17 protein-coding genes and 1 pseudogene are annotated in these 19,266 nt (G+C 72.8%); 10 read left to right on the top strand and 8 right to left on the bottom strand.

The features are described 5' to 3' along the window. Nucleotides 1-331 precede the first annotated feature (331 nt). The gene (locus ACZ5VQ_RS12585) at nucleotides 332-2,182 is read left to right on the top strand and encodes a SpoIIE family protein phosphatase (protein ID WP_469104852.1); all 1,851 of its coding nucleotides are present in this window, start codon (nucleotides 332-334) and stop codon (nucleotides 2,180-2,182) included. A gap of 79 nt (nucleotides 2,183-2,261) precedes the next feature. Here ACZ5VQ_RS12585 and ACZ5VQ_RS12580 read toward each other — a convergent pair whose 3' ends face one another. Next, the gene (locus ACZ5VQ_RS12580; protein WP_469105017.1) at nucleotides 2,262-3,053 is read right to left on the bottom strand and encodes a TIGR03943 family putative permease subunit; all 792 of its coding nucleotides are present in this window, start codon (nucleotides 3,051-3,053) and stop codon (nucleotides 2,262-2,264) included. A 23-nt stretch (nucleotides 3,054-3,076) separates the two neighbouring features. Continuing rightward, nucleotides 3,077-4,150 carry a permease gene (locus tag ACZ5VQ_RS12575; protein ID WP_469104851.1) on the bottom strand — a complete coding sequence of 358 codons (1,074 nt, stop codon included), beginning with the start codon at nucleotides 4,148-4,150 and terminating at the stop codon, nucleotides 3,077-3,079. A 173-nt stretch (nucleotides 4,151-4,323) separates the two neighbouring features. Between ACZ5VQ_RS12575 and ACZ5VQ_RS12570 the strand changes: the two genes are divergently transcribed. Both ACZ5VQ_RS12570 and ACZ5VQ_RS12565 read left to right on the top strand, forming a co-directional pair. After that, the gene (locus ACZ5VQ_RS12570; RefSeq protein ID WP_469104850.1) at nucleotides 4,324-5,442 is read left to right on the top strand and encodes a DNA polymerase III subunit beta family protein; all 1,119 of its coding nucleotides are present in this window, start codon (nucleotides 4,324-4,326) and stop codon (nucleotides 5,440-5,442) included. 509 nt (nucleotides 5,443-5,951) lie between these two features. Continuing rightward, complete coding sequence (locus tag ACZ5VQ_RS12565) at nucleotides 5,952-7,295, top strand: helix-turn-helix domain-containing protein (protein WP_469104849.1); 1,344 nt, start codon at nucleotides 5,952-5,954, stop codon at nucleotides 7,293-7,295. 86 nt (nucleotides 7,296-7,381) lie between these two features. Here ACZ5VQ_RS12565 and ACZ5VQ_RS12560 read toward each other — a convergent pair whose 3' ends face one another. Beyond that, nucleotides 7,382-7,966, bottom strand: a complete 585-nt coding sequence (locus tag ACZ5VQ_RS12560; protein ID WP_469104848.1) for a TIGR03086 family metal-binding protein — start codon at nucleotides 7,964-7,966, stop codon at nucleotides 7,382-7,384. Nucleotides 7,967-8,053: 87 nt separating this feature from the next. Then, nucleotides 8,054-8,494: a VOC family protein gene (locus ACZ5VQ_RS12555; protein WP_469104847.1), complete on the bottom strand. Its 441-nt coding sequence runs from the start codon at nucleotides 8,492-8,494 to the stop codon at nucleotides 8,054-8,056. Between the two features lie 134 nt (nucleotides 8,495-8,628). On the opposite strand from ACZ5VQ_RS12555, the gene ACZ5VQ_RS12550 reads away from it, so the two are divergent. Beyond that, a complete protein-coding gene (locus tag ACZ5VQ_RS12550; RefSeq protein ID WP_469104846.1) occupies nucleotides 8,629-9,876 on the top strand; it encodes an amidohydrolase in 1,248 nt (415 codons plus the stop codon). Nucleotides 9,877-9,936: 60 nt separating this feature from the next. On the opposite strand, the gene ACZ5VQ_RS12545 is transcribed toward ACZ5VQ_RS12550, so the two are convergent. Both ACZ5VQ_RS12545 and ACZ5VQ_RS12540 read right to left on the bottom strand, forming a co-directional pair. Continuing rightward, nucleotides 9,937-11,151: a hypothetical protein gene (locus tag ACZ5VQ_RS12545; RefSeq protein ID WP_469104845.1), complete on the bottom strand. Its 1,215-nt coding sequence runs from the start codon at nucleotides 11,149-11,151 to the stop codon at nucleotides 9,937-9,939. Between the two features lie 179 nt (nucleotides 11,152-11,330). After that, nucleotides 11,331-12,497 (bottom strand): PP2C family protein-serine/threonine phosphatase, encoded by a 1,167-nt coding sequence (locus tag ACZ5VQ_RS12540; protein WP_469104844.1) that lies wholly within the window; start codon nucleotides 12,495-12,497, stop codon nucleotides 11,331-11,333. A 211-nt stretch (nucleotides 12,498-12,708) separates the two neighbouring features. On the opposite strand from ACZ5VQ_RS12540, the gene ACZ5VQ_RS12535 reads away from it, so the two are divergent. Continuing rightward, entirely contained in the window at nucleotides 12,709-13,107 is a 399-nt protein-coding gene (locus ACZ5VQ_RS12535) for a hypothetical protein (protein WP_469104843.1), read from the top strand. 124 nt (nucleotides 13,108-13,231) lie between these two features. On the opposite strand, the gene ACZ5VQ_RS12530 is transcribed toward ACZ5VQ_RS12535, so the two are convergent. Next, nucleotides 13,232-13,840 carry an SH3 domain-containing protein gene (locus ACZ5VQ_RS12530; protein ID WP_469104842.1) on the bottom strand — a complete coding sequence of 203 codons (609 nt, stop codon included), beginning with the start codon at nucleotides 13,838-13,840 and terminating at the stop codon, nucleotides 13,232-13,234. A 299-nt stretch (nucleotides 13,841-14,139) separates the two neighbouring features. Here ACZ5VQ_RS12530 and ACZ5VQ_RS12525 point away from each other — a divergent pair, with 299 nt between their 5' ends. The 3 genes from ACZ5VQ_RS12525 (at nucleotide 14,140) to ACZ5VQ_RS12515 (ending at nucleotide 17,069) form a co-directional block, all read left to right on the top strand. Next, a complete protein-coding gene (locus ACZ5VQ_RS12525; RefSeq protein WP_469105016.1) occupies nucleotides 14,140-15,186 on the top strand; it encodes an ATP-binding cassette domain-containing protein in 1,047 nt (348 codons plus the stop codon). Continuing rightward, nucleotides 15,183-16,043, top strand: a complete 861-nt coding sequence (locus ACZ5VQ_RS12520) for an ABC transporter permease (RefSeq protein WP_469104841.1) — start codon at nucleotides 15,183-15,185, stop codon at nucleotides 16,041-16,043. Before ACZ5VQ_RS12525 ends, ACZ5VQ_RS12520 begins: the two co-directional genes overlap by 4 nt. Before the next feature lie 141 nt (nucleotides 16,044-16,184). Next, the gene (locus ACZ5VQ_RS12515) at nucleotides 16,185-17,069 is read left to right on the top strand and encodes a hypothetical protein (RefSeq protein WP_469104840.1); all 885 of its coding nucleotides are present in this window, start codon (nucleotides 16,185-16,187) and stop codon (nucleotides 17,067-17,069) included. Here the strand turns inward: ACZ5VQ_RS12515 and ACZ5VQ_RS12510 are convergent. After that, nucleotides 16,984-18,306, bottom strand: a complete 1,323-nt coding sequence (locus tag ACZ5VQ_RS12510) for an aminotransferase-like domain-containing protein (protein WP_469104839.1) — start codon at nucleotides 18,304-18,306, stop codon at nucleotides 16,984-16,986. The genes ACZ5VQ_RS12515 and ACZ5VQ_RS12510 overlap by 86 nt on opposite strands. 76 nt (nucleotides 18,307-18,382) lie before the next feature. Here ACZ5VQ_RS12510 and ACZ5VQ_RS12505 point away from each other — a divergent pair, with 76 nt between their 5' ends. Further along, nucleotides 18,383-19,159, top strand: a complete 777-nt coding sequence (locus ACZ5VQ_RS12505) for an alpha/beta fold hydrolase (RefSeq protein WP_469104838.1) — start codon at nucleotides 18,383-18,385, stop codon at nucleotides 19,157-19,159. 33 nt (nucleotides 19,160-19,192) lie between these two features. Beyond that, nucleotides 19,193-19,266: pseudogene (locus ACZ5VQ_RS12500) on the top strand (hypothetical protein); the annotation flags it as partial.

Raw genomic sequence — 19,266 nt, 5'->3', positions numbered from 1 at the left:
AGGCCAGGACCGGGCCGGAGCCAAGGCCGAGGCCAGGACCGGGCCGGAGCCAAGGCCGAGGCCAGGACCGGGCCGGAGCCAAGGCCGAGGCCAGGACCGGGCCGGAGCCAAGGCCGAGGCCAGGGCCGGGCCGGAGCCAAGGCCGAGGCCAGGGCCGGGCCGGGCCGGAGCCAAGGCCGGGACGGGCCGGAGCCAAGGCCGGGACGGGACCAGGCCGGAGCCAAGGCCGGGACCAGGGACGAAGTCAGAGCCGTGTCCGTGTTCGTGTTCGACGTCACCCGGACGGCGCCGCCCGTTGGTGGGCAGGGTGGCGGCGTGGTGCCGTGGGAGGGTGCCCGGTGACCAGGTCCAGCCCACCCCGCGCATCCTGCTCACCCAGGCGGAGCTGGCGGCGATCGCGAACGCGGTGGACCGTGCCGAGGGGGTGGGGGAGCACGCGGAGCGGCTGCTGGCGGAGCTGACCCTGGCCCGGCGGATCCTCGACGGCTGCCCGGCCGGTGTCGCCGTCCTGGACCGGGACCTGCGCTACCTCTACGTCAACGACGCGCTGGCCCTCCTCAACGGCGTCCCGGCAGCCGACCACATCGGCCGCCGGCTGCCGGACCTCCTGCCGGACCTGGAGGCGTCGGAGCAACTGCTCGAACAGGTGCTGCGCACGGGGGTGCCGCAGGTCGTCACGGTGGGCGGGCAGACCCCCGCCGACGGGGCGGGGGACAACCGGTGGTGGCTGGGCGCCTACCACCGGCTGTCGACGTCGTCCGGCGAGATCCTCGGGGTGGCGGGCGTCGTCCTGGAGGTCACCGACGCGCTGCGCGGCCGCGAGAACCTCGTACGGGCGGGCAACCGGATGGCCCTGCTCGACGAGGCGAACCGCGCCACCGGCGCGACACTCGACCTCCGCCAGGCCTGCCAGGCGCTCGCGGACCTGCTGGTCCCGCGCTTCGCGGACTACGCGGCGGTGGACGTGGTCGACCCGGAGGGCACGCCCCGGGTGCCGTCGGAGAACTACCCGCTGCGTCTGCGCCGCATCGCGCTGGCCACCACCCCGGACCTGACGGAGGTGTCCTCCCCGCTCGGCCGTCTCGACGAGTTCGTGGTCCACCGGGCGGGCTCCCCGATGGCCCATGTACTGGCCGACCGGCGCCCGCTGGTCCTCAGCCACCCCGACGACGAGGCCATGCGCCAGTTCTCGCCGTCACCCGAACGAAAGCAGCACCTCCTGCGGATGGGCGCGCACTCGGGGATCTATCTCCCGCTCGCGGTCCACGAGGAACTGGTGGGCGCGGTGATGGTGTTCCGCGCCGGCGACTCCCCCCGGCTGACGGCCACGGACACCGAGTTGCTGGGGGACCTCACCGACCGGGCCGCCACCGGCATCGCCCACGCGGTCCGCTACACGCGGGAACACGAGACGGCCCTGGAGATGCAGCGGGCCTTCCTGAACGCGCCCACGGTCACGGGCCCCGGCGTCGAAACCCTGGGCCGCTACCTCCCGGCGGGCTCGGGGGCGGAGGTGGGCGGCGACTGGTTCGACACGCTGGCGCTCCCCCACGACCGCACGCTGCTGGTGGTGGGCGACGTCATGGGCCACGGAGTCCGAGCGGCGGCGGCGATGAGCGAGTACCGCTCGGTCCTCCGCACCCTGGCCATCCAGGGCAGCAGCCCCGACTTCATCCTCCTGCAGGCCGAACGCACGGCGCTCACCCTGGAGTTGGACCGGGTGGCAACCTGTCTCCTCGCCCTCCTCGACCCCCGCCGGGAGCGCGCCACCTTCTCCAACGCGGGTCACATCCCCCCGCTCCTCGTCACCCCGGACGGCACCCGCACCCTCCTCAGCCTCCCCGTCGCCCCACCCCTGGGCGTGGGCCTCGGCTCCTTCGCGGCCACCACGGTCCCGCTCCCCCCGGGTTCCGTCCTCCTCCTGTGCACCGACGGCCTGGTCGAACGCCGCGACCGCGACATCGAAACAGGCCTCCACATCCTCGCCACCCTCCCCATCACCCCGACGGCCCCCCTCCCCACCCTCCTCGACACCGTCATCACCCACCTCGACCCCACCGCCTCGGAAGACGACGTAGCCATCCTCCTGGCCCGCACCAAACCCACCCCGGACGAACCGAACCAACTGGGCTGGCTGCCACCGGGGTGGGCGAAGCCTCGCCCAGGGGCGAAGCCCCTTTAGGGGCGCGGGGCTGTGACATGTGCGGCTCCACCGCGTGGGCGCGACCGGCCCCCACCGACCGGCACTCGACACACAACGCTCAACGCTTCTCGTACGGATCCGATGGCGCCGGGATTCGTTTCACGGATGCGGCGTCCAGGACGGGGCGGGCGGTGTCGGAGCCCGGTTTGCCCGTCGGGTGCCAGGTGCCCGTGACGGTCACCCAGGCGTCGGCGGCGGGGGCGGCCGCTCCGCGGATCTCGACCTTCAGCGCCTGCGCGTCGGCGGCGCAGCAGGTGACGAGGAGGCGGGCGATGTACCAGGTGCCGTCGTCGTCGCGGGTCACGAAGCCGGTGAGGCGGACCGTGCGGTTCTTCATGGACGCCCCGGTGTCCCACTCCGCGCGGGAGGCGAACGCGCCGAGTGTCAGGTCGACGGGGTCCCCGGCCGGCAGTTCGGGGAAGGTGCCGGTGCCCTGGGCGGCGACCCTGGCCTCCTCGCGGCCCGCGCTGTACGAGCCGAGCGCGGGCGGCGGGAAGAGGAGGAGAGCGAGGGCGGGGGCGGTCAGGAGCCAGGCGATGCGCGGGTTGCGGGTGTGGTCGTGGTCGTGGTTGTGGTTGTGGTCCTGCCCGGAGTGGGCGTCTGGATCATGCTCTGCGCGGGCCTCCTCGTGGGCGTCTTCCTCGTGGGCCTCGTGGTCCTGCTCGTCCTCCTCGTGGACCCGGCGGATCATGCCCACCAGGCCCAGCACGATCAGTGCCACGCCCGAGATCACCAGGTACGGGCGCAGGCCCTCCTTCACATAGCGCAGGTACAGCTCGCTGAAGAGGGCGATCCGGAGGAGGGCGGCGCCGCACAGGATGAGCAGCACGCCCTGCGGACGCAGCCGCAGACGCGTACGCGCCGGTCGGGTCGTCACAGCAGCCACCAGCCCACCACCCCACTGCTCACCACGGCCACCACCCATGTGACGGCCGAGAACCGAACCGCGAACGCCCGCCCGAAAGTCCCCGCCTGGAGGGCGATGAGCTTCAGGTCGACCATCGGGCCGACGACCATGAAAGCGAGCCGGGCCGTCGGCGAGAACCCGGTCAGTGAGGCGGCCACGAAGGCGTCCGCCTCGGAACACACGCACAGCACCACGGCGAGGACGGCGAGCAGCAGCACCGAGAGCCAGGGCGAACCGGTGAACACGTCCAGCAGAGACCGCGGCACCAGGATGTTGAACGTCGCCGCGGCCGCCGCGCCCAGCACGAGAAAGCCTCCGGCGTGCAGGAAGTCGTGCTGAAGTCCGTCCCGGAAGCCCCGCCAGCCGCCCGGGCCCCCCGTGGTCCCCTCCTCTGCTCCGCCCTTACGCCGGGCGGCGACCCCCGGCAGCCACTCCTCCTTGCCGAACCGCACCCACAGCCACCCCATCACCACGGCGGTGGCGAGCGAGGCAACGAGCCGGGCGCCGACCATGGCCGGGTTCCCCGGGAAGGCAATGGAGGTGGCGACGAGCACCACCGGGTTGATCGCGGGGGCCGAGAGGAGAAAGGCCAGCGCCGCCGCCGGTGCGACCCCGCGTCGCATCAGGCTGTCGGCCACGGGGACCGACGCGCACTCGCACCCGGGCAGCACGGCCCCGGCCGCGCCCGCGACGGGCACGGCGAGCGCCGGGTTCTTCGGCAGTACGCGTCTGAAGACCCGCTCCGGTACGAACGCCCCGATCGCCGCCGACACCACCGTGCCGAGGAGAAGGAAGGGGATGCCCTGCACGGCGACCGCCGTGAACACGGTCCACCAGGCGGCCATGGCAGGCGTCGCGATGTCGAGCGCGACCATCGGCCCGAGTACGGACCCGACGGTGGCGATGACGACCAGCGCGACCCCGCCGACCACCGCGTACACCAGCGCCCGGACCACCAGCCGTGCCCCGTCGGCCACACGCCGCCGGTTCCCGGCACCACTCGTGTCCGCGCCGCCGAGGTCCGCGCCCCGCGTCTCCACGCCCCTTGTCTCCACGCGCCTTGCTTCCCGCCCCCGCCTCGCCCGTCGTACGTTCGCGCAGGCTAACCGGTGGTTCTGTGCGGGGTCTGCGTTTTCGCCCGGTGCGGGCTGTCAGCGGGGTTGTTGACCCTCGACCTTGTGCAGGGCCCAGAGTTCCGGATGTGGAGAGCGAGATGCGCAGTATCGGGGAGATGGCCCGGGACAGCGGGCTGAGTGTGAGCGCCCTGCGGTTCTACGACCGTGCCGGGGTGCTGGTCCCCGCCTGGGTGGATCCGGTGAGCGGCTACCGCTGGTACGGCCCCGGGCAGTGCGAGGAGGCGCGCCTGCTGACGCGGCTGCGCCGGGCCGGTATGCCCCTGCCCGACATCCGGCTGGTGCTGGCCGGCTGGTCCGGCGCGGACACCGACCTCGTACGGAAGCTGCTCCAGGCGCATCTGCGCCGACTCGAACGGGGGTTGTCCGATGCCCGCAGCGAGTTCTCCGCGGTCCGAGCGCTACTCGAAGGCAGGGAGAAACCCATGACATCGCTCCGCACCGCCGCCGTCCGGCTCACCGTCCCCGCGGCCGAACTGGCCGCCGCGCTGGACGCCGTCCGCTTCGCCGCCGGTACCGACCCGGAGCTGCCGATGCTCGGCGGTGTCCTGTTCGACATCGAGGGCGAGGCACTTCGGGTCGTGGCCACCGACCGGTACCGGATGGCCGTCGCGCAGAGCCGCGCCACCGGGCACGACGGGGCTCGTGAACAGGTCATCGTGCCCGCCCCGCTCGCCGACGCGATGCGGGCGCTGCTGAGCGGTGAGGACGGCGGGGAACCCGTCCGGCTCTCCGTGGACGGTGACCGCGTGACGCTGGAGGCCGGGGACCGGCAGGCGGCCGGGCAGTGCCTCGACCACGACTTCCCCGACTACCGTCGTCTCGTCCGCCTGCCGGCCGGGCGCCGCGCGGTCGTCGACGTACCGGCGTTCCGCGAGGCGCTGGAGACCGGACCCGTCCGTACGAGCGAGACGCCCGGGCCCGACGGCGTGCCCTGCGACCTCAGCGTGCTCAAGCCGACGGCCGACGGCACCGTGACCGTCTGCGCGGACGGCGAGGAAGGGGGAGAGGACGAAGAGGGGGGCACCGGCCGGAACCACGTCGCCGTCAACCGGGAGTTCCTGCTGCACGCGCTCGCCGCCGGGGCCCGTGACCGACTGGTGCTGGAGTTCGGCGCTCCCACGGCGCCCCTGGCCGTCCGACGGCCCGACACCGAGGACACCTTCTCGCTCCTGATGCCGGTCCGCCTGGAGAACTAGCCTCTGTCCAGGCGATCCGCGGGCACACTGGCCGCCATGAGGAGGGGGCGCAGCCCCGTCTCTTCAGCCTTCAGGGGCGCAGCCCCTGGCTTTCAGGGGCGCGGGGCTGTGACATTTGGCGGCTCCGCCGCGTGGGCGCGACCAGCCCCCACCGGCCCGCACCCAACGAACAACACGAGGCGGGGCTAGTGCGGCCCCGCCTCCGCGGCACTGATCAGCGCGGCGAAAGCGATCACGGCGGCCCCCAGCGCGGTCACGAACCGAGCAGGGAAGAAGCGCGTGGCAATGCGTCGGAACACGGCGACAACCTCGCATCGTCAACGTAGGCCAGCGTATTAAGTCTGCGTCATCGTGCGCTTAACGCGCCGCTTAACCTAGGGCGTGTTCGCCTCCGGGGCAAGGGCCGCATTGAGCCGATCGGCGGCCCGCCCGCCCGCCTTAACTGCCCTCTTGCAACGGGAAGTTGAATAGCGTGCGGGTGTAAGTCGACTTACTGGCATGCTTACGCCATGGCCGAGCGCGACGACCCGGGAATCATCGGGCGCAGAGTGCAGCAGCTGCGTACGGAACGCGGGCTGACACAGAAGCAGTTGGCGGAACCCGCCTACACACCCGCGTACGTCTCCACGCTGGAGGCGGGCCGCGTACGGCCCTCCGAAGAGGCGCTGCGGCACATCGCGGAGCGGCTCGGGGTCGCGTACGAGGAGCTCGCCACCGGGCGGCCCGCGCACCTCGCCACGGACCTGCGGCTGCGGCTCACCGACGCCCAGCGGACGCTGGCGACCGGCGAGGCGGAGGTCGCCGCCGAGCAGTACACCGCGCTGCTCGCCGAGGCGGAGTCGCACGGGCTGAACGCCGAGTGCGCGGCCGCGCTCCTCGGCCTCGGCGAATGCGCCCTGGCCACCGGGGATCTGGGAACGGCCCGGCTGCGTTTCGAGGAGTCGGAGAAGCGACTCGCCGACGCCCCGCTGCCCGTCCGGGTCCCGGCCCTGCGCGGCCGGGCCGTCTCGCACTACCTCGCGGGCGAACTCCGGTACTCCTGCTACCTGCTGGAATCCACGATCGACGAGCTCAATCGTGGCGGGCTGCACGACCCGGACGCCCTGCTGCTGCTCTACGCGGCGATCATCGCCCCGTACATGGACATGGGAGCGCACGCGCGGGCCGCGCAGGCCGCCGAGTACGCACTCGCGCTGGCCCCCCAGGTCGGCGACCCCGCGCTGCTGGCCCGAATGCACCGGTCCGTCGCCCGCACGATGATCGCCGAGGGCCGCATCGCCGAGGCGGACGCCTCCCTGGGCAAGGCGGCGGAGCTGTACCGCCAGCTCCAGATCCGTACGGAACTCGCCAACTGCCACTGGATGCGCGGGTACATGCACGCGCAGAACGGCGACATGGAGCGCGCGGAGGGCGAGTTGCGCGAGGCGCAGGCCATGCACTCCGCGCAGCGCGCCACGCTCTACACCAGCCAGGTCGCCGTGGAACTGGCGGACGTGCTGCACCGGCGCGGGAAGTCGGACGAGGCGGCGGCCCTGCTCCACGACGTGCTCGGGGACCTGAGTTCGGAGCGCGGGGCCGTCCACTCGGCGGCCGCGCACCGGCTGCTCGGCATCATCGCGGAGGACGCCCGGGACACGGAGACCGCCGAGGAGCACTACGTGCGCGCGCTCAGCCTCCTCGAACGGGCCGGCGCGGCGGGCGACCTGGCCGACCTGTGCCGGTTGCTGGGGGATCTGCTGCGGCGTACGGGGCGGATCGAGGCGGCGTTGGATGCGTATCGCACGGGGCTCGGCCACCGTACGGCGCCGGGTACGACCACGCTCGGGCCGGCGCCGGCCCACCCGCCGCTGTGACGCTCCGCGGGGTGCGGTTTTTGACGTGACGGTTCGTTGTGGCTGAGCGCGCCCACGCGGCGGAGCCGCATATCGATACAGCCCCCCTAAGGGGCGCGGGGCGCCCAGGCTGCTGGATCGCGGCCCAGGAAACCCGCCAGGCGGTCGGTGGCCGGGGCGTCCCCCGCCACCGGGACGATGTCGCCGAAAGGCATGCCCTCGCCTCGGTACTGGGGTGGGAGGGTGGCCTCCGCTCGGGTCAGGATCTCCGCCGCCTCCTCCTCCGAGTACGGGACCGGCCGGCCCGTGGCCACCGCCAGGTCCCAGCCGTGGACCGTGAACTCCATGAGGGTCATGTTGAGCACCATGGCGGCGGGCAGCCTGGCGTCGCCGGTCACTCCCACCTCGCGGTCGAAGCCGTACTTCTCCCATCCGGCGACCAGTCCGGCCGCCGCGGCCCGGAACTCACCTGCGGGGTCCGCCCCCGACCGGTACCGCGCGGGGTCGGCGTCGTATTCGCGGCCGTGGCAGCGGGCCTCGAACAGCAGCAGCCAGCCGACGAGATGGTCGACCAGCGTCTCGACGTCGTAGTCCTCGCACGGCGTCGGAGCACCCAGCCGCCCGGGCTCGACGCCCTCGATGAGGTCACCGGTCTTGGACAGAACACCCGAAAGCAGCTCGATCTCATCCATGCCCGGAGTCTAGGAGCGCCCGCGGACGGCGGTCTTGAAGAAACACGTCACGACGACCGCGTCACGACGACCGCATGACGCCGAGCGTCATGCCGAGGCCGCCGCCGCGGCCACGCAGAACTCGTTGCCCTCCGGATCCGCCATCACCACGTGATGCCCGTCGAACTCCACGAGGACCGTCCCGCCCGCCTCCACCAGCCTCCCGGCCTCCGTTCTGATCCGCGCCCACCGCTCGGCCGGGCTGCCGTGCCCCGGCACACGGATGTCGATGTGGAGGCGGTTCTTCGCCGTCTTCGGCTCGGGGACCTTGAGGATGGAGAGCCGGGGCCCGACGCCCTCGGGATCGCAGAGCCAGGCCGCGTCGTCCTCGGATTCGTCCTCCGGCAGCTCGAACTGCGCGAGCCATTCCTCACGCGTCTTGAAGGGAGCGGGCGGCGGCTCGTCGACGTACCCGAGGGCCGTCTTCCAGAACTCGGCGAGGAGCCGCGCGTCCGCGCAGTCGAGGGTCAGATCGATTCCGGCTGCCATGACACGACCGTACGACTCGCCTCTGACAGCCGGTTCGCGTATCCGGTTCGCGCAGCCGGTTCAACGGCGCCCGCGATGCCGGCGGCCGCTCCCGTCCAGGCCCACGCGGCGGCGTACGGACATACCCTGGCCCGGTGACCTCTCCCGCCGCACGCACAGCGCTGGACCTCACCGCCGACCTCCCGGTCCCGGCTCTCGAGGATCTCTACCGGGATCTGCACCGCCATCCCGAGTTGTCGGGGCAGGAGCACCGGACGGCCGCGAGGCTCTCCGAGCGCCTCACCGGGGCCGGGTACGAGACGGTGGACGGCATCGGCGGCACCGGAGTCGTCGGGATGCTGCGCAACGGCGACGGGCCGACCGTCCTGCTGCGCGGCGACATGGACGCGCTGCCGGTCGCCGAGGAGACCGGACTGCCGTACGCGTCCGAGACTCCCGGGGTCATGCACGCCTGCGGTCACGACCTGCACGTCACCTGGCTGACCGGCGCCGCCGACGCGCTCGCCGCCGGGCGCGACACCTGGAAGGGCACGCTGCTGGTCGTCGGCCAGCCCGCCGAGGAGACCGGCGAGGGCGCCGCCGCGATGGTCGACGACGGCCTGTACGAACGTTTTCCGCGCCCCGACGTCCTGCTCGCCCAGCACGCGGCACCCGGTCCCGCCGGGCTGTACGCGCACTCGCCCGGACTGATCATGTCGGCCTCGACGGACGTCGACATCGTCGTGCACGGGGTGGGCGGGCACGGCTCGCGGCCCGAGGCGACCGTGGACCCGGTGGTGACGGCCGCGTACATCGTGACGAGGCTGCAGACGGTCGTCTCGCGGGAGGTCGCCGCCCGCGAATCCGCCGTGCTCACGGTCGGCCGGATCGAGGCGGGCACGCGGCACAACATCATCCCGGCCGCGGCGCACATCTCCCTCAACCTCCGTACGCAGTCCGCCGAGGTGAGGGACCGGATGCTGGCCGCGATCCGGCGGATCGTGGCGGGCGAGTGCGCGGCGGCGGGCTGCCTGCGCGAGCCCACGGTGACGGTCGGCGGCAGCTTCCCGATCACGGTGAACGACGCCGACACCGACCGCCGGGTGGCCGCCGTGCACGGCGAGGTGTTCGGCGCGGGCACGGTCCTCGACTTCGGGCCCGTCATGGGCAGCGAGGACTTCCCGCTCCTCGCCGAGGGCGGACTCCCGTACGCCTACTGGTTCGTGACGAGCACACCCGCCGAGGTGTGGGACGCGGCGGGAAGCGCGGCCGGGGGCGACCTGATGGAACAGCTCGCCGCCGTGCCCAGCAACCACAGCCCGCACTTCGCACCCGATCTGGCGACGGTCGGGCCGGGCGTACGGACGCTGGTGTCGGGGGCGCTGGAGATGTTTGCCCGGTAGCACGCGTTACCCGCTGCCCGCAGGTGCGCCCCTGGCCACCGGCACGCCCAGGCCGCCTCGTCAGACCTGTGCCTGAAGCCGGCTGAGGTTCCGCTGGACATCGTCCAGCGCCCCCTGTCGACGCCCCGGAACGCGCAGACGCAGGTCGGCCAGCGCGGGCCCGAGCTCACGGGCCCGCGCGGAGTCGCCGATCCGGCCCCACTGGTGATGCGCGCGGTCCACGGCCGCCTCGACACCGGGGGCACCCGGCTCCTGTCCCGCGGCCAGCCGTACGTCGGCCACCGCCAGCCAGATCCGGCAGCTGAGCTCCGCGTCCCCCGCGAACATGGCCAGATCCGCCCGTACTTCCATCCAGTGCACGACCTCGTCGGCCCCGGGCCCGTGCGCCCGCAGCGCTTCCTGCTCCCGCCGCCCGGCCAGCTCCGCGGCCTCGGCGTGCCTGCCGCTCTCGACGGCGGCGGTGATCTCCGCGTGGGGGTCGGAGGGCGGGGGCGGAGGGGCCACGGGGGAAGCGGGGGCAGGCACGGATACCGGCAGGGACACCTGTACGGGTACGGGAGGGGGCGGCGCCGGCCGGAACCCGGGTACGGGCCGCATGGGCGGCTGTGCGGGCGGTGTGGCCGACATGGGCTGCGTGGGGTCGACCGCCAGCACGATGTCCCGGCGGGCGGCCTCCGGGTCCTCGCCCGACGACCGCGTCAGCGCCTGCTGGTGGAGGTGCGCGAGCGGGGGACGGTGACCGCTGCGGAGGATCGTGGCCACGGACTTCATGTACGTGGGCGACGCCACCGCCCGTCGCGGCGGAGGCGGGGCGACGCGGCCGTACAGCAGGGTGCCCGGTCCCACGGTGAGCGGCTGGGCGGCCAGGTGCTGCCAGGTCTCCGCGTCCGTGTGCAGGTCGACGAGGACCGCCGTACTGCCCGGTGCACGCAGCCTGAGTTCCTCACGGATCCAGTGCCAGGGGAAGCCGGTGTAGCGGACGGTCGCCGCGGTCGTCCGGGCCAGCGCGAGGTGCGGAAGCCGTTGGCGGCGGTCGAGTTGGAGCTGGCCGGTGAGGAAGACCGTGAGCGGTCCGGGGGCCGTCGCGGCGGCGCGCAGACGGGTGAGGACGGCCTGCGGTTCCAGGGGGTCGGCCAGTTCGACGACGTTCGCCGTGTCCGTGCCGGAGAGCACGGAGGGGGCCACGGCGGCGAGTACGGGGAGTACGGACGCGGCGTCCACGAGGCAGCTCCTGCCTGTCGGCGACGCTGCGAGCAGCAATACGGTTCCTGGCATCGCCGTTGTCTCCTGCCCTTGGATCACCACGGTCAGCACGGTAACCGGTGCGGGTGCAAAGGGTGTTGGGGTGGGGGCGATAGGGAGTGGGTGGTGGGGGTTTGTTCGGCCTCTGCGGGCCCGGTGGGGGCTGGTCGTGCCCACGCGGCGGAGCCGCACAGTGTCACCGCCCCGCGCCCCTACGGGGCCCGCCTCACCGCGAAGATCGTTGTGTCGTCCGCCACGTGGTCCGTGCTGTGGTGGAGGGTGCCTTCGCGGACCATTTCCACCAGGCGGTCGGGGTGGGCGGTGGTGGGGTCGGTGGAGACGGCGCGGGTCACGTGTTCGTGGAGGGGGAAGAAGACGCCGTCGGCGTCGCGGGCCTCGGTCACGCCGTCGGTGACGAGGAGGAGGGTCTCGTCTGCGGCGAGGGGGACCCTGCGGACGGGCGGGATGCCCGCGCCGGACCCGGCCAGCCCGGAGAGACCGAGCGGGAGTCCGTCGCCGGGCGGCAGGACGCGTACGCCGCGCGGGCCCGCCACCAGCGGGGGTTCATGGCCGAAGTTGACGACCTCGACGTGGCCCGCGGGGGAGCCCGGGGGCGGGAAGGCGACCAGGACCGCGGTCGCGAAGCGCTCCACACCCCGTGCCGGGTCGCCGTCCAGGTCCTCGCCGAGGTCCGTGACGTACTGGCGGTGGCGGCCCATCCGTACCTCCAGCCGTTCGGCGACGACGGTCAGGGAGGCCTCGTGGTACGCGGACTCGCGGAACGTGCCCAGCAGGGCGGCGGCCGCCGCGACCGCGGGCAGGCCCTTGCCCTGGACGTCCCCGAGGAGGACCCGGGTGCCGTGCGGGCCGGGCTGGATGTCGTAGAAGTCGCCGCCGACGCGGGCCTCGCTGTCGGCGGCGAGGTACACGGACGCGTGGTCGAGGCCGCCCCACGGGGTGGGCAGGGGGCGCAGCACGGTACGGCGGGTCGTGTCGGCCACGTCCCGCATGTGCAGCATCCGCCGCTCCTCCCGGACCCGTACGGCACACGCCAGGGTCGCCAGGGCGCCGCCCATGGCGACCAGGATGAAGTCGGGCAGGCCGGTCTGGTCCTGGTGCGGCCAGGAGGCGTCGACCTCGATGTACGTGAGGAGGGCGAGCACGGCGAAGGCGGCCGTTCCCCGGACGCCGCAGATCGCCGCCGCGATGCCGGGTACCAGGACGATCCAGGAGATGACCCTGAACTCGCCCGAGGTGTTCCAGTCGACCACCGCGATGGCCACGAGCAGGAGAAGGGGCGGCACCCAGGCCACACTGCGGCCGCGTACCCGGAGAAGCTGCTGCCGCCGGGCGCGGCGGGCCGGATCCGCGCCGCTCACCCGCCCAGCGAAGCACGAGCGGGTGCCGGGCGCACGCCGACTTCCTTACTTGGCGGCACCTTGGCGGCACCTCGGCCACACCTCGGCCGAACCTCGGCTGTCGCAGGCTCGCTCTCGGGTGCGGGCCCGGTGGCCGCACATCGCACACGACTTGCCAGGGCCCTCCCGCAGGTGTGCTCTGGAAGGCAGGGGCGAAAGAGAGGAGTGCCCGATGACTCACGTGGCACCCGCACCACATCGCACACCCGCCGCCACAAGAACGGCCGCGGCCTCCGCGAAACTCGCGATCCCGGCGCTCGGCGGCATCGTCTACGGCTTCTGGACATCCGGCATCGACCGCCACTCGGGCCCGATCACCGGCTGGAACGTCCTCCTGGGCGTCGTCTCGGCGGTCCTGTTCGCCGCGGTCGCCCAGGGCATCCACACCGTCGCCCCACGCCTCCCCCGGGAGGCCAGGGCCCTCGCGTGGGCGGTGTTCGCGGGCATCGCGTTCGGCTTCCTCTACAGCCTCACGGACGCCAGCGTCCTCAAGTCCTCGGGCATCTCCCTCGTGATCGCCGCTGGCGTGTTCGCGGTGGTGTTCTACCGCTACTACACGACCGAGGACTGAACCGGCGAACGAAGAACACGACGTACAGCGGCCTGTGCCCGTCGGGCGCAGGCCGTTGTACGTGTGCGGGTGGCCCGGGCCTCACCCACATCTCCCCGTCCCGGGCCACCCGTTCTCCTCGGACTCACCGCTCGCCGGGCACCCACTCCCAGCCCGAGCCCGAGGCGTCCCAGGAGCCGGAGAAGCTCCAGCTCCACGAACCGGACGCGCTCCAGGAGCCGGCGGAGCTCCAGGAACCGTCGTCGCAGCCGTTGCAGCCCCCCGAACCGTCGTGCCACCGGTCCTTCCAGACCCCCTCGCAGGGGTCGGAGCACCGCGGCACCCCCGCCCCGCCGATGTCCACGAACGCGGCGCTCGCCCAGGCACGCGCCCCGACGAGCCAGTACCAGTGGGGGTTGCCGAACACGTGCGAGCCCCGCGCCACACAGGCGACCCGGTCCTGGCTGCCCGGCGAGAGCCGCCCGAGCACGGCCGAGCCGGTGTCGGGATGGGCTCGCACGTTCAGGTCGCCGCGGGAGACGACGGTGCCCCACACCGGATCCTCCGAGCCGCCGCTTCCGGGACTGCCCGCCGCCGAGCCACCGGAAGCCGCACCGCCGGGAGCCGCACCGCCCGCCGCCGTACCGCCCGCCGTCGCCGTGCCGGCAGAAGCCGTACCGGCGGCTCCCACCGTCAGCACACCGCCGCTGACCAGGGCGATCGCAAGGGTCCGCAGGGCCGGAGTGATGCCCATGATCGGCCTCCTTCTCCCCACCTCCGTCCCCAGAACCAGGAAACACCCGTTCGGGTGAACCCTCCACCGGAGCCCAGGGAGAACGACGGGGAAATCTCCTGCCGCCCCACCGATGAGTTTTCGTGCGCCGCGGGGTCTGCATCCCGAGACCGATCGAGAACTGCATCGACAGACCGATGCTCTTCGAGGCCGGCGGACGCACGCTTGAGAGCCACGGAAGCGACGCGAGCGCACTCGAAGACTCGAAGACCCCGAACACCACGAGCAGCCGAGAGAACGACGCGGATGGGCGGACCGACATGACGAGCAAGAACCGCACCGACCAATGGGCCGGGCCGGCCATCGAGACCGCGGGTCTGGTGAAGACCTTCGGCGACAACCGTGCCGTCGACGGCGTGGACCTGCGCATCGAGGCCGGCACGGTGTACGGCCTGCTCGGTCCGAACGGAGCCGGCAAGACCACCACCGTGCGCATGCTGGCGACCCTGCTGCGCCCCGACGGCGGCGAGGCCCACGTCTTCGGCCACGACGTCGTACGGGAGGCGGACGCCGTACGGACCAGGGTGAGCCTGACCGGGCAGTACGCCTCGGTGGACGAGGACCTCACCGGCACGGAGAACCTCGTGCTGCTGGCCCGGCTGACGGGCCACAGCAAGAAGGCCTCGTACGACCGGGCGGCGCAACTCCTCGACGCCTTCGGCCTGTCGGAGGCGGCGGCCCGCCAGGTGAAGAACTACTCGGGCGGCATGCGGCGCCGTATCGACATCGCCGCGTCCATCCTCAACACCCCCGACCTGCTGTTCCTGGACGAGCCGACGACGGGCCTGGACCCGCGCAGCCGCAACCAGGTGTGGGAGATCGTACGGGCGGTCGTCGCCCAGGGGACCACGGTCCTGCTCACGACCCAGTACCTGGACGAGGCCGACCAGTTGGCGTCCCGGATCGCCGTCATCGACAAGGGCAAGGTCATCGCCGAGGGCACCAAGGGCGAGCTGAAGGCGTCGGTCGGCGCGGGAGCCGTGCACGTACGGCTGCGGGACGCGCACCAGCGGCCGGACGCCGAGCGGCTGCTGAGGCAGGCCCTCGACGCGGACGTACAGCTGGAGCCGGACCCGGTGGCGCTGACCGCCCGGGTCGGAAACGGCTCGTCGAACGGGGCCGGGGCCGCCGAGAAGGCGTCCCGTGCCCTCGCCGAGCTGGCGCACGCGGGCATCACCGTCGACAACTTCTCCCTGGGCCAGCCGAGCCTGGACGAGGTGTTCCTCGCCCTCACCGGCAAGTCCGACCACGCAGAGACGTCATCGCAGTCGCAGACGAAGCAGCAGACGAAAGAGGCCACGGCATGAGCACCGCGACCAAGCCCACCAACGGCACAGACACCGCCGACCTCGCGCCGGTCAGTACCGAGAGCCTGGCCGCGCTGCTCGTCGCCACCGAGCGCCCGCCGCGGCCGAACGCGGTCCAGACGTCCCTCACCTTCGGCTGGCGGGCGATGCTGAAGATCAAGCACGTGCCCGAGCAGCTCTTCGACGTGACGGCGTTCCCGATCATGCTGGTGCTGATGTACACGTACCTGTTCGGCGGGGCCCTGGCGGGCTCCCCGAGGGAGTACATCCAGTACCTGCTGCCCGGCATCCTCGTCATGTCCGTCACCATGATCACGATGTACACGGGCCTCGCGGTCAACATCGACATCGAGAAGGGTGTCTTCGACCGCTTCCGCTCGCTGCCCATCTGGCGCCCGTCGACGCTGGTCGGCTATCTGCTCGGGGACGCCCTGCGCTACGCGATGGCGTCGGTCGTGATGCTGTCGGTGGGCCTGATCATGGGCTTCCGCCCGGACGGCGGCTTCCAGGGAGTGCTCGGCGGGGTGCTCCTCCTGATCGTCTTCTCCTTCGCCTTCTCCTGGGTGTGGACCATGTTCGGCCTGCTGCTGCGCACGGAGAAGTCGGTCATGGGCGTCAGCATGATGATCCTGTTCCCGCTGACCTTCCTGAGCGACATCTTCGTCCGCCCCGAGACGATGCCGGGCTGGCTGCAGGCCTTCGTCAACAACAACCCGATCACCCATCTGTCCTCGGCGGTGCGCGGTCTGATGGACGGCTCCTGGCCGGCCGCGGAGATCGCGTGGTCGCTGGGCTGGGCCGGACTGTTCGTCGCGGTCTTCGGCCCGGTCACGATGCGGCTCTACAACCGCAAGTAGCGCGGTGCCACCACCACACGCTCTCCCGGAGGCCCGGACGGTCGCCGTCCGTCCCCCGGAAGAACGCAATCCAGGCCCGGATGCAGTCACCCCGGCCGTGCCCCGATGGCGGGGGGCGCGGCCGGGGTTCTTCCTTGAGAGGTGCGGAAAGTCCTCTCGGCGGTGCTGATCGTGCTCGCCTGCGTCCTCGTGCCGCTGGGCGGGCTTTCGGCATGGGCGAAGTACGAGATCGGCGACACCGGACGGTACGTCGACACGATGGCGCCCCTCGCCGCCGGTCCCGACGTACAGAGCGCGATCGCCGACTCGGTCACCGACGGGGTCATGAACCAGATCGAGGTCGGACCGCTGGAGAGCGAGGTCCGCGCGTACGTACGCAGGGCGGTGCGGTCCTTCACCGGTACGGAGGCCTTCCGCGCGGCCTGGAACACGGCGAACCGGGCCGCGCACGACGCCGTCCTGCGGGCCCTGCGCAGCGGCCGCGAGGGTGCCGTCACCCTCGACCTGGCACCCGTCACCCAGCAGCTGAAGTCCCAGCTGTCCTACGACCGGGTGCCGTTGGCGAACCGCATCCCCGTCGAGCACACCGAGGTCACGGTCCTTGAGGCCCAGGAGCTGAGCACGCTCCGAAAGGGGTTCCACGTGCTGGAGATCGCGGGCTTCTGGCTCCCTCTCGCGGCGGTCGCCCTGGCCGTCGGCGGCATCCTGCTGGCCGTACGCCGCCGCCAGGCCGTCACGGCCACGGCACTCGGCATGGCCCTGGGCGCCGCCCTGCTGGCCCTCGCCACGGTCATCGGCCGCGCCCTGACGCTCGCGGACCTCCCCACCCATGTCTCCCGGGCGGCGGCCGGCACCGTCTACGACGCCCTGACCTCGACACTTCGCACGGCCACCTGGTTCATCCTGGCCCTCGGCCTCACCGTCGCCGCCGCGACCTGGCTCATGGACCACCACGCGCGACGTCGCGCAACGTCCGCAGCGCCTGCCCCAGCACCGGCACCGGAACCGACGCGAGCCCGAGCCTGACGGCGTCCGGTGCCCCCTGCGCCCCCACCGCGAAGGCGGACCCCGGCGTGACCGCGATCCCGCGCGCCGACGCGGCCGCCGTGAAGGTGTCCGCGCGCCACGGCGACGGCAGCTCCCACCAGGCGTAGTACGCGGACGGATCGGCGCGTACGGCGAATCCGTCGAGCAGTTCCGCGACGACCCGCTGCCGCCGGGCGGCGTCCGCCCGCCGGTCGGCGACGAGCCGGTCCACGACCCCGTCCTGGATCCACCGCGTCCCCGCCTCCAGCGCGAACCGTCCCGCCGTCCACCCGCCCGACCGCAGCGCCCCCGCCGCCGCCTCGGCGCGCCCCTCGGGCACGACGAGAAAGCCGAGGGTCAGCCCGGGCGCGACCCGCTTGGACAGTCCGTCGACGACATGGACGCGCTCGGGGGCGTACGCGGCGAACGGCACACCCTCCTCGTGCAGGAACGACCAGATCCGGTCCTCCACGACCGGCAGCCCCGACTCCCGCACCACCTCGGCGAGTTCACGCTTGCGCGCGTCCCCCATCGTGGCCGAGGTGGGATTGTGCAGGGTCGGCTGGACGTAGAGGGCGGAGAGCGGCGCGGAGCGGTGGGCGGCGGCGACGGCCCCGGGCAGCAGCCCTTCCCCATCCGTCTCCAGCGGTACGAGCACGCATCCGATCCGCGCCGCGATCTCCTTGACCAGCGGATACGTCAGCGCCTCGACCCCGACCCGCCCGCCGGGCCGCACCAGCGAGGCGAGCGCGCCCGCGATGGCCTGCCGGGCGTTCCCGGCGAAGAGGAGCTGCTCCGGGTGGGGCCGCCACCCCGATCCGGCCAGCAGCCCGGCGACGGCCTCGCGCGCGGCGGCGGTCCCGGTGGCGGGCACCGCACGGGTCGCCTCCCCCAGCACATCGGCCCGCAGCAGCGGCACGAGTCCGCCGGCCAGCAGCTCCGACTGCCCTTCCAAGGACGGGTAGTTGAGCTCCAGGTTGACGGCCGCCGTGGTCGCCGGCTCGGCGAGGGCCTGCCCCGACGGCACCGGCGCCGCCCGTACGAACGTGCCGCGCCCGACCTCCCCGACGACGAGGCCCCGCCGCACCAACTCCCCGTACACGCGCCCGGCGGTGGACCCCGCGATGCGCCGCCGCTTCGCGAACACCCGCTGCGGCGGCAGCCGTTCACCGGCCTTCAGCCGCCCCGTGAGGATCTCCTCGGCCAGCCGGTCGGCGATACGCCGATAGTCCTCCACGCCACCCCTCCCTGGATTGCACCGAGGGCAAAGATCTTATTGCACCGAGGAGTTCCCTGAATCTAGGGTCATGAACATGGCTCCCTTCCTCCTGTACGAGGACAAAGGCGCGCATGCCTCAACCTCCGTGCCCCTTGTCCTGATCCACGGCCACCCCTTCGACCGCACGATGTGGGCCCCGCAGCTGGCCGCCTTCTCCCAGGACCGCCGGGTGATCGCCCCCGACCTGCGCGGTTACGGCATGTCCCCGGTGGTGCCCGGGGTGACCCCGCTCGCCACGTTCGCCGAGGACATCGCGGCCCTCCTCGACGACCTGGACGTACCCGAGTTCGCGCTGGCCGGTCTTTCCATGGGCGGCCAGATCGTCATGGAGTGCTACCGGCAGTTCCCCGGGCGCATCCGGGCGCTGGTCCTGGCGGACACGTTCCCGGCGGCCGAGACCCCGGCCGGCAAGAAGTCCCGCAACGACATGGCCGACCGCCTGCTCCGCGAGGGCATGCGCCCGTACGCCGACGAGGTCCTGCACAAAATGGTCGCCCCGTACGCCCACCCGGACGTGGCGGCCCATGTGCACCGCATGATGACGGCCACGTCCCCCGAGGGCGCGGCGGCCGCCCTGCGGGGGCGGGCGGAACGCCCCGACTACCGCGAACTGCTGACCCGCGTCACCGTTCCGACGCTGGTGGTGGTTGGCGAGGACGACGAGTACACGCCGGTGGCGGACGCGCGGGCCATGCACGCGGCGATCCCGGGCTCCGCGCTCCAGGTCGTCCCGCGCGCTGCCCACATGCCGAACCTGGAACAGCCGGAGGCGTTCAACGCGGCCCTGGCCGCGCTTCTGCGTCGTCTTTGAGTGCGGCCCCTGTGGGGGCTGGTCGCGCAGTTCCCCGCGCCCCTGGAGGACTGGCTCCGGGCCCATCCCCTCATCAACCAGTGCGTGGTCGTCGGTGACAACCGGCC

The organism is Streptomyces sp. NPDC033178 (assembly GCF_055577685.1).
This window is presented reverse-complemented; position numbering and strand designations above follow the sequence as displayed.

Coding starts and splice junctions, on each gene's coding strand:
- ACZ5VQ_RS12555 (WP_469104847.1), bottom strand. CDS start 8,494: ATGGCAGCCGGAATCGATCTGACCCTCGACTGCGCGGACGCGCGGCTC.
- ACZ5VQ_RS12545 (WP_469104845.1), bottom strand. CDS start 11,151: ATGCCAGGAACCGTATTGCTGCTCGCAGCGTCGCCGACAGGCAGGAGC.
- ACZ5VQ_RS12535 (WP_469104843.1), top strand. CDS start 12,709: ATGACTCACGTGGCACCCGCACCACATCGCACACCCGCCGCCACAAGA.
- ACZ5VQ_RS12525 (WP_469105016.1), top strand. CDS start 14,140: ATGACGAGCAAGAACCGCACCGACCAATGGGCCGGGCCGGCCATCGAG.
- ACZ5VQ_RS12505 (WP_469104838.1), top strand. CDS start 18,383: ATGGCTCCCTTCCTCCTGTACGAGGACAAAGGCGCGCATGCCTCAACC.
- ACZ5VQ_RS12530 (WP_469104842.1), bottom strand. CDS start 13,840: ATGGGCATCACTCCGGCCCTGCGGACCCTTGCGATCGCCCTGGTCAGC.
- ACZ5VQ_RS12560 (WP_469104848.1), bottom strand. CDS start 7,966: ATGGATGAGATCGAGCTGCTTTCGGGTGTTCTGTCCAAGACCGGTGAC.
- ACZ5VQ_RS12570 (WP_469104850.1), top strand. CDS start 4,324: ATGCGCAGTATCGGGGAGATGGCCCGGGACAGCGGGCTGAGTGTGAGC.
- ACZ5VQ_RS12565 (WP_469104849.1), top strand. CDS start 5,952: ATGGCCGAGCGCGACGACCCGGGAATCATCGGGCGCAGAGTGCAGCAG.
- ACZ5VQ_RS12520 (WP_469104841.1), top strand. CDS start 15,183: ATGAGCACCGCGACCAAGCCCACCAACGGCACAGACACCGCCGACCTC.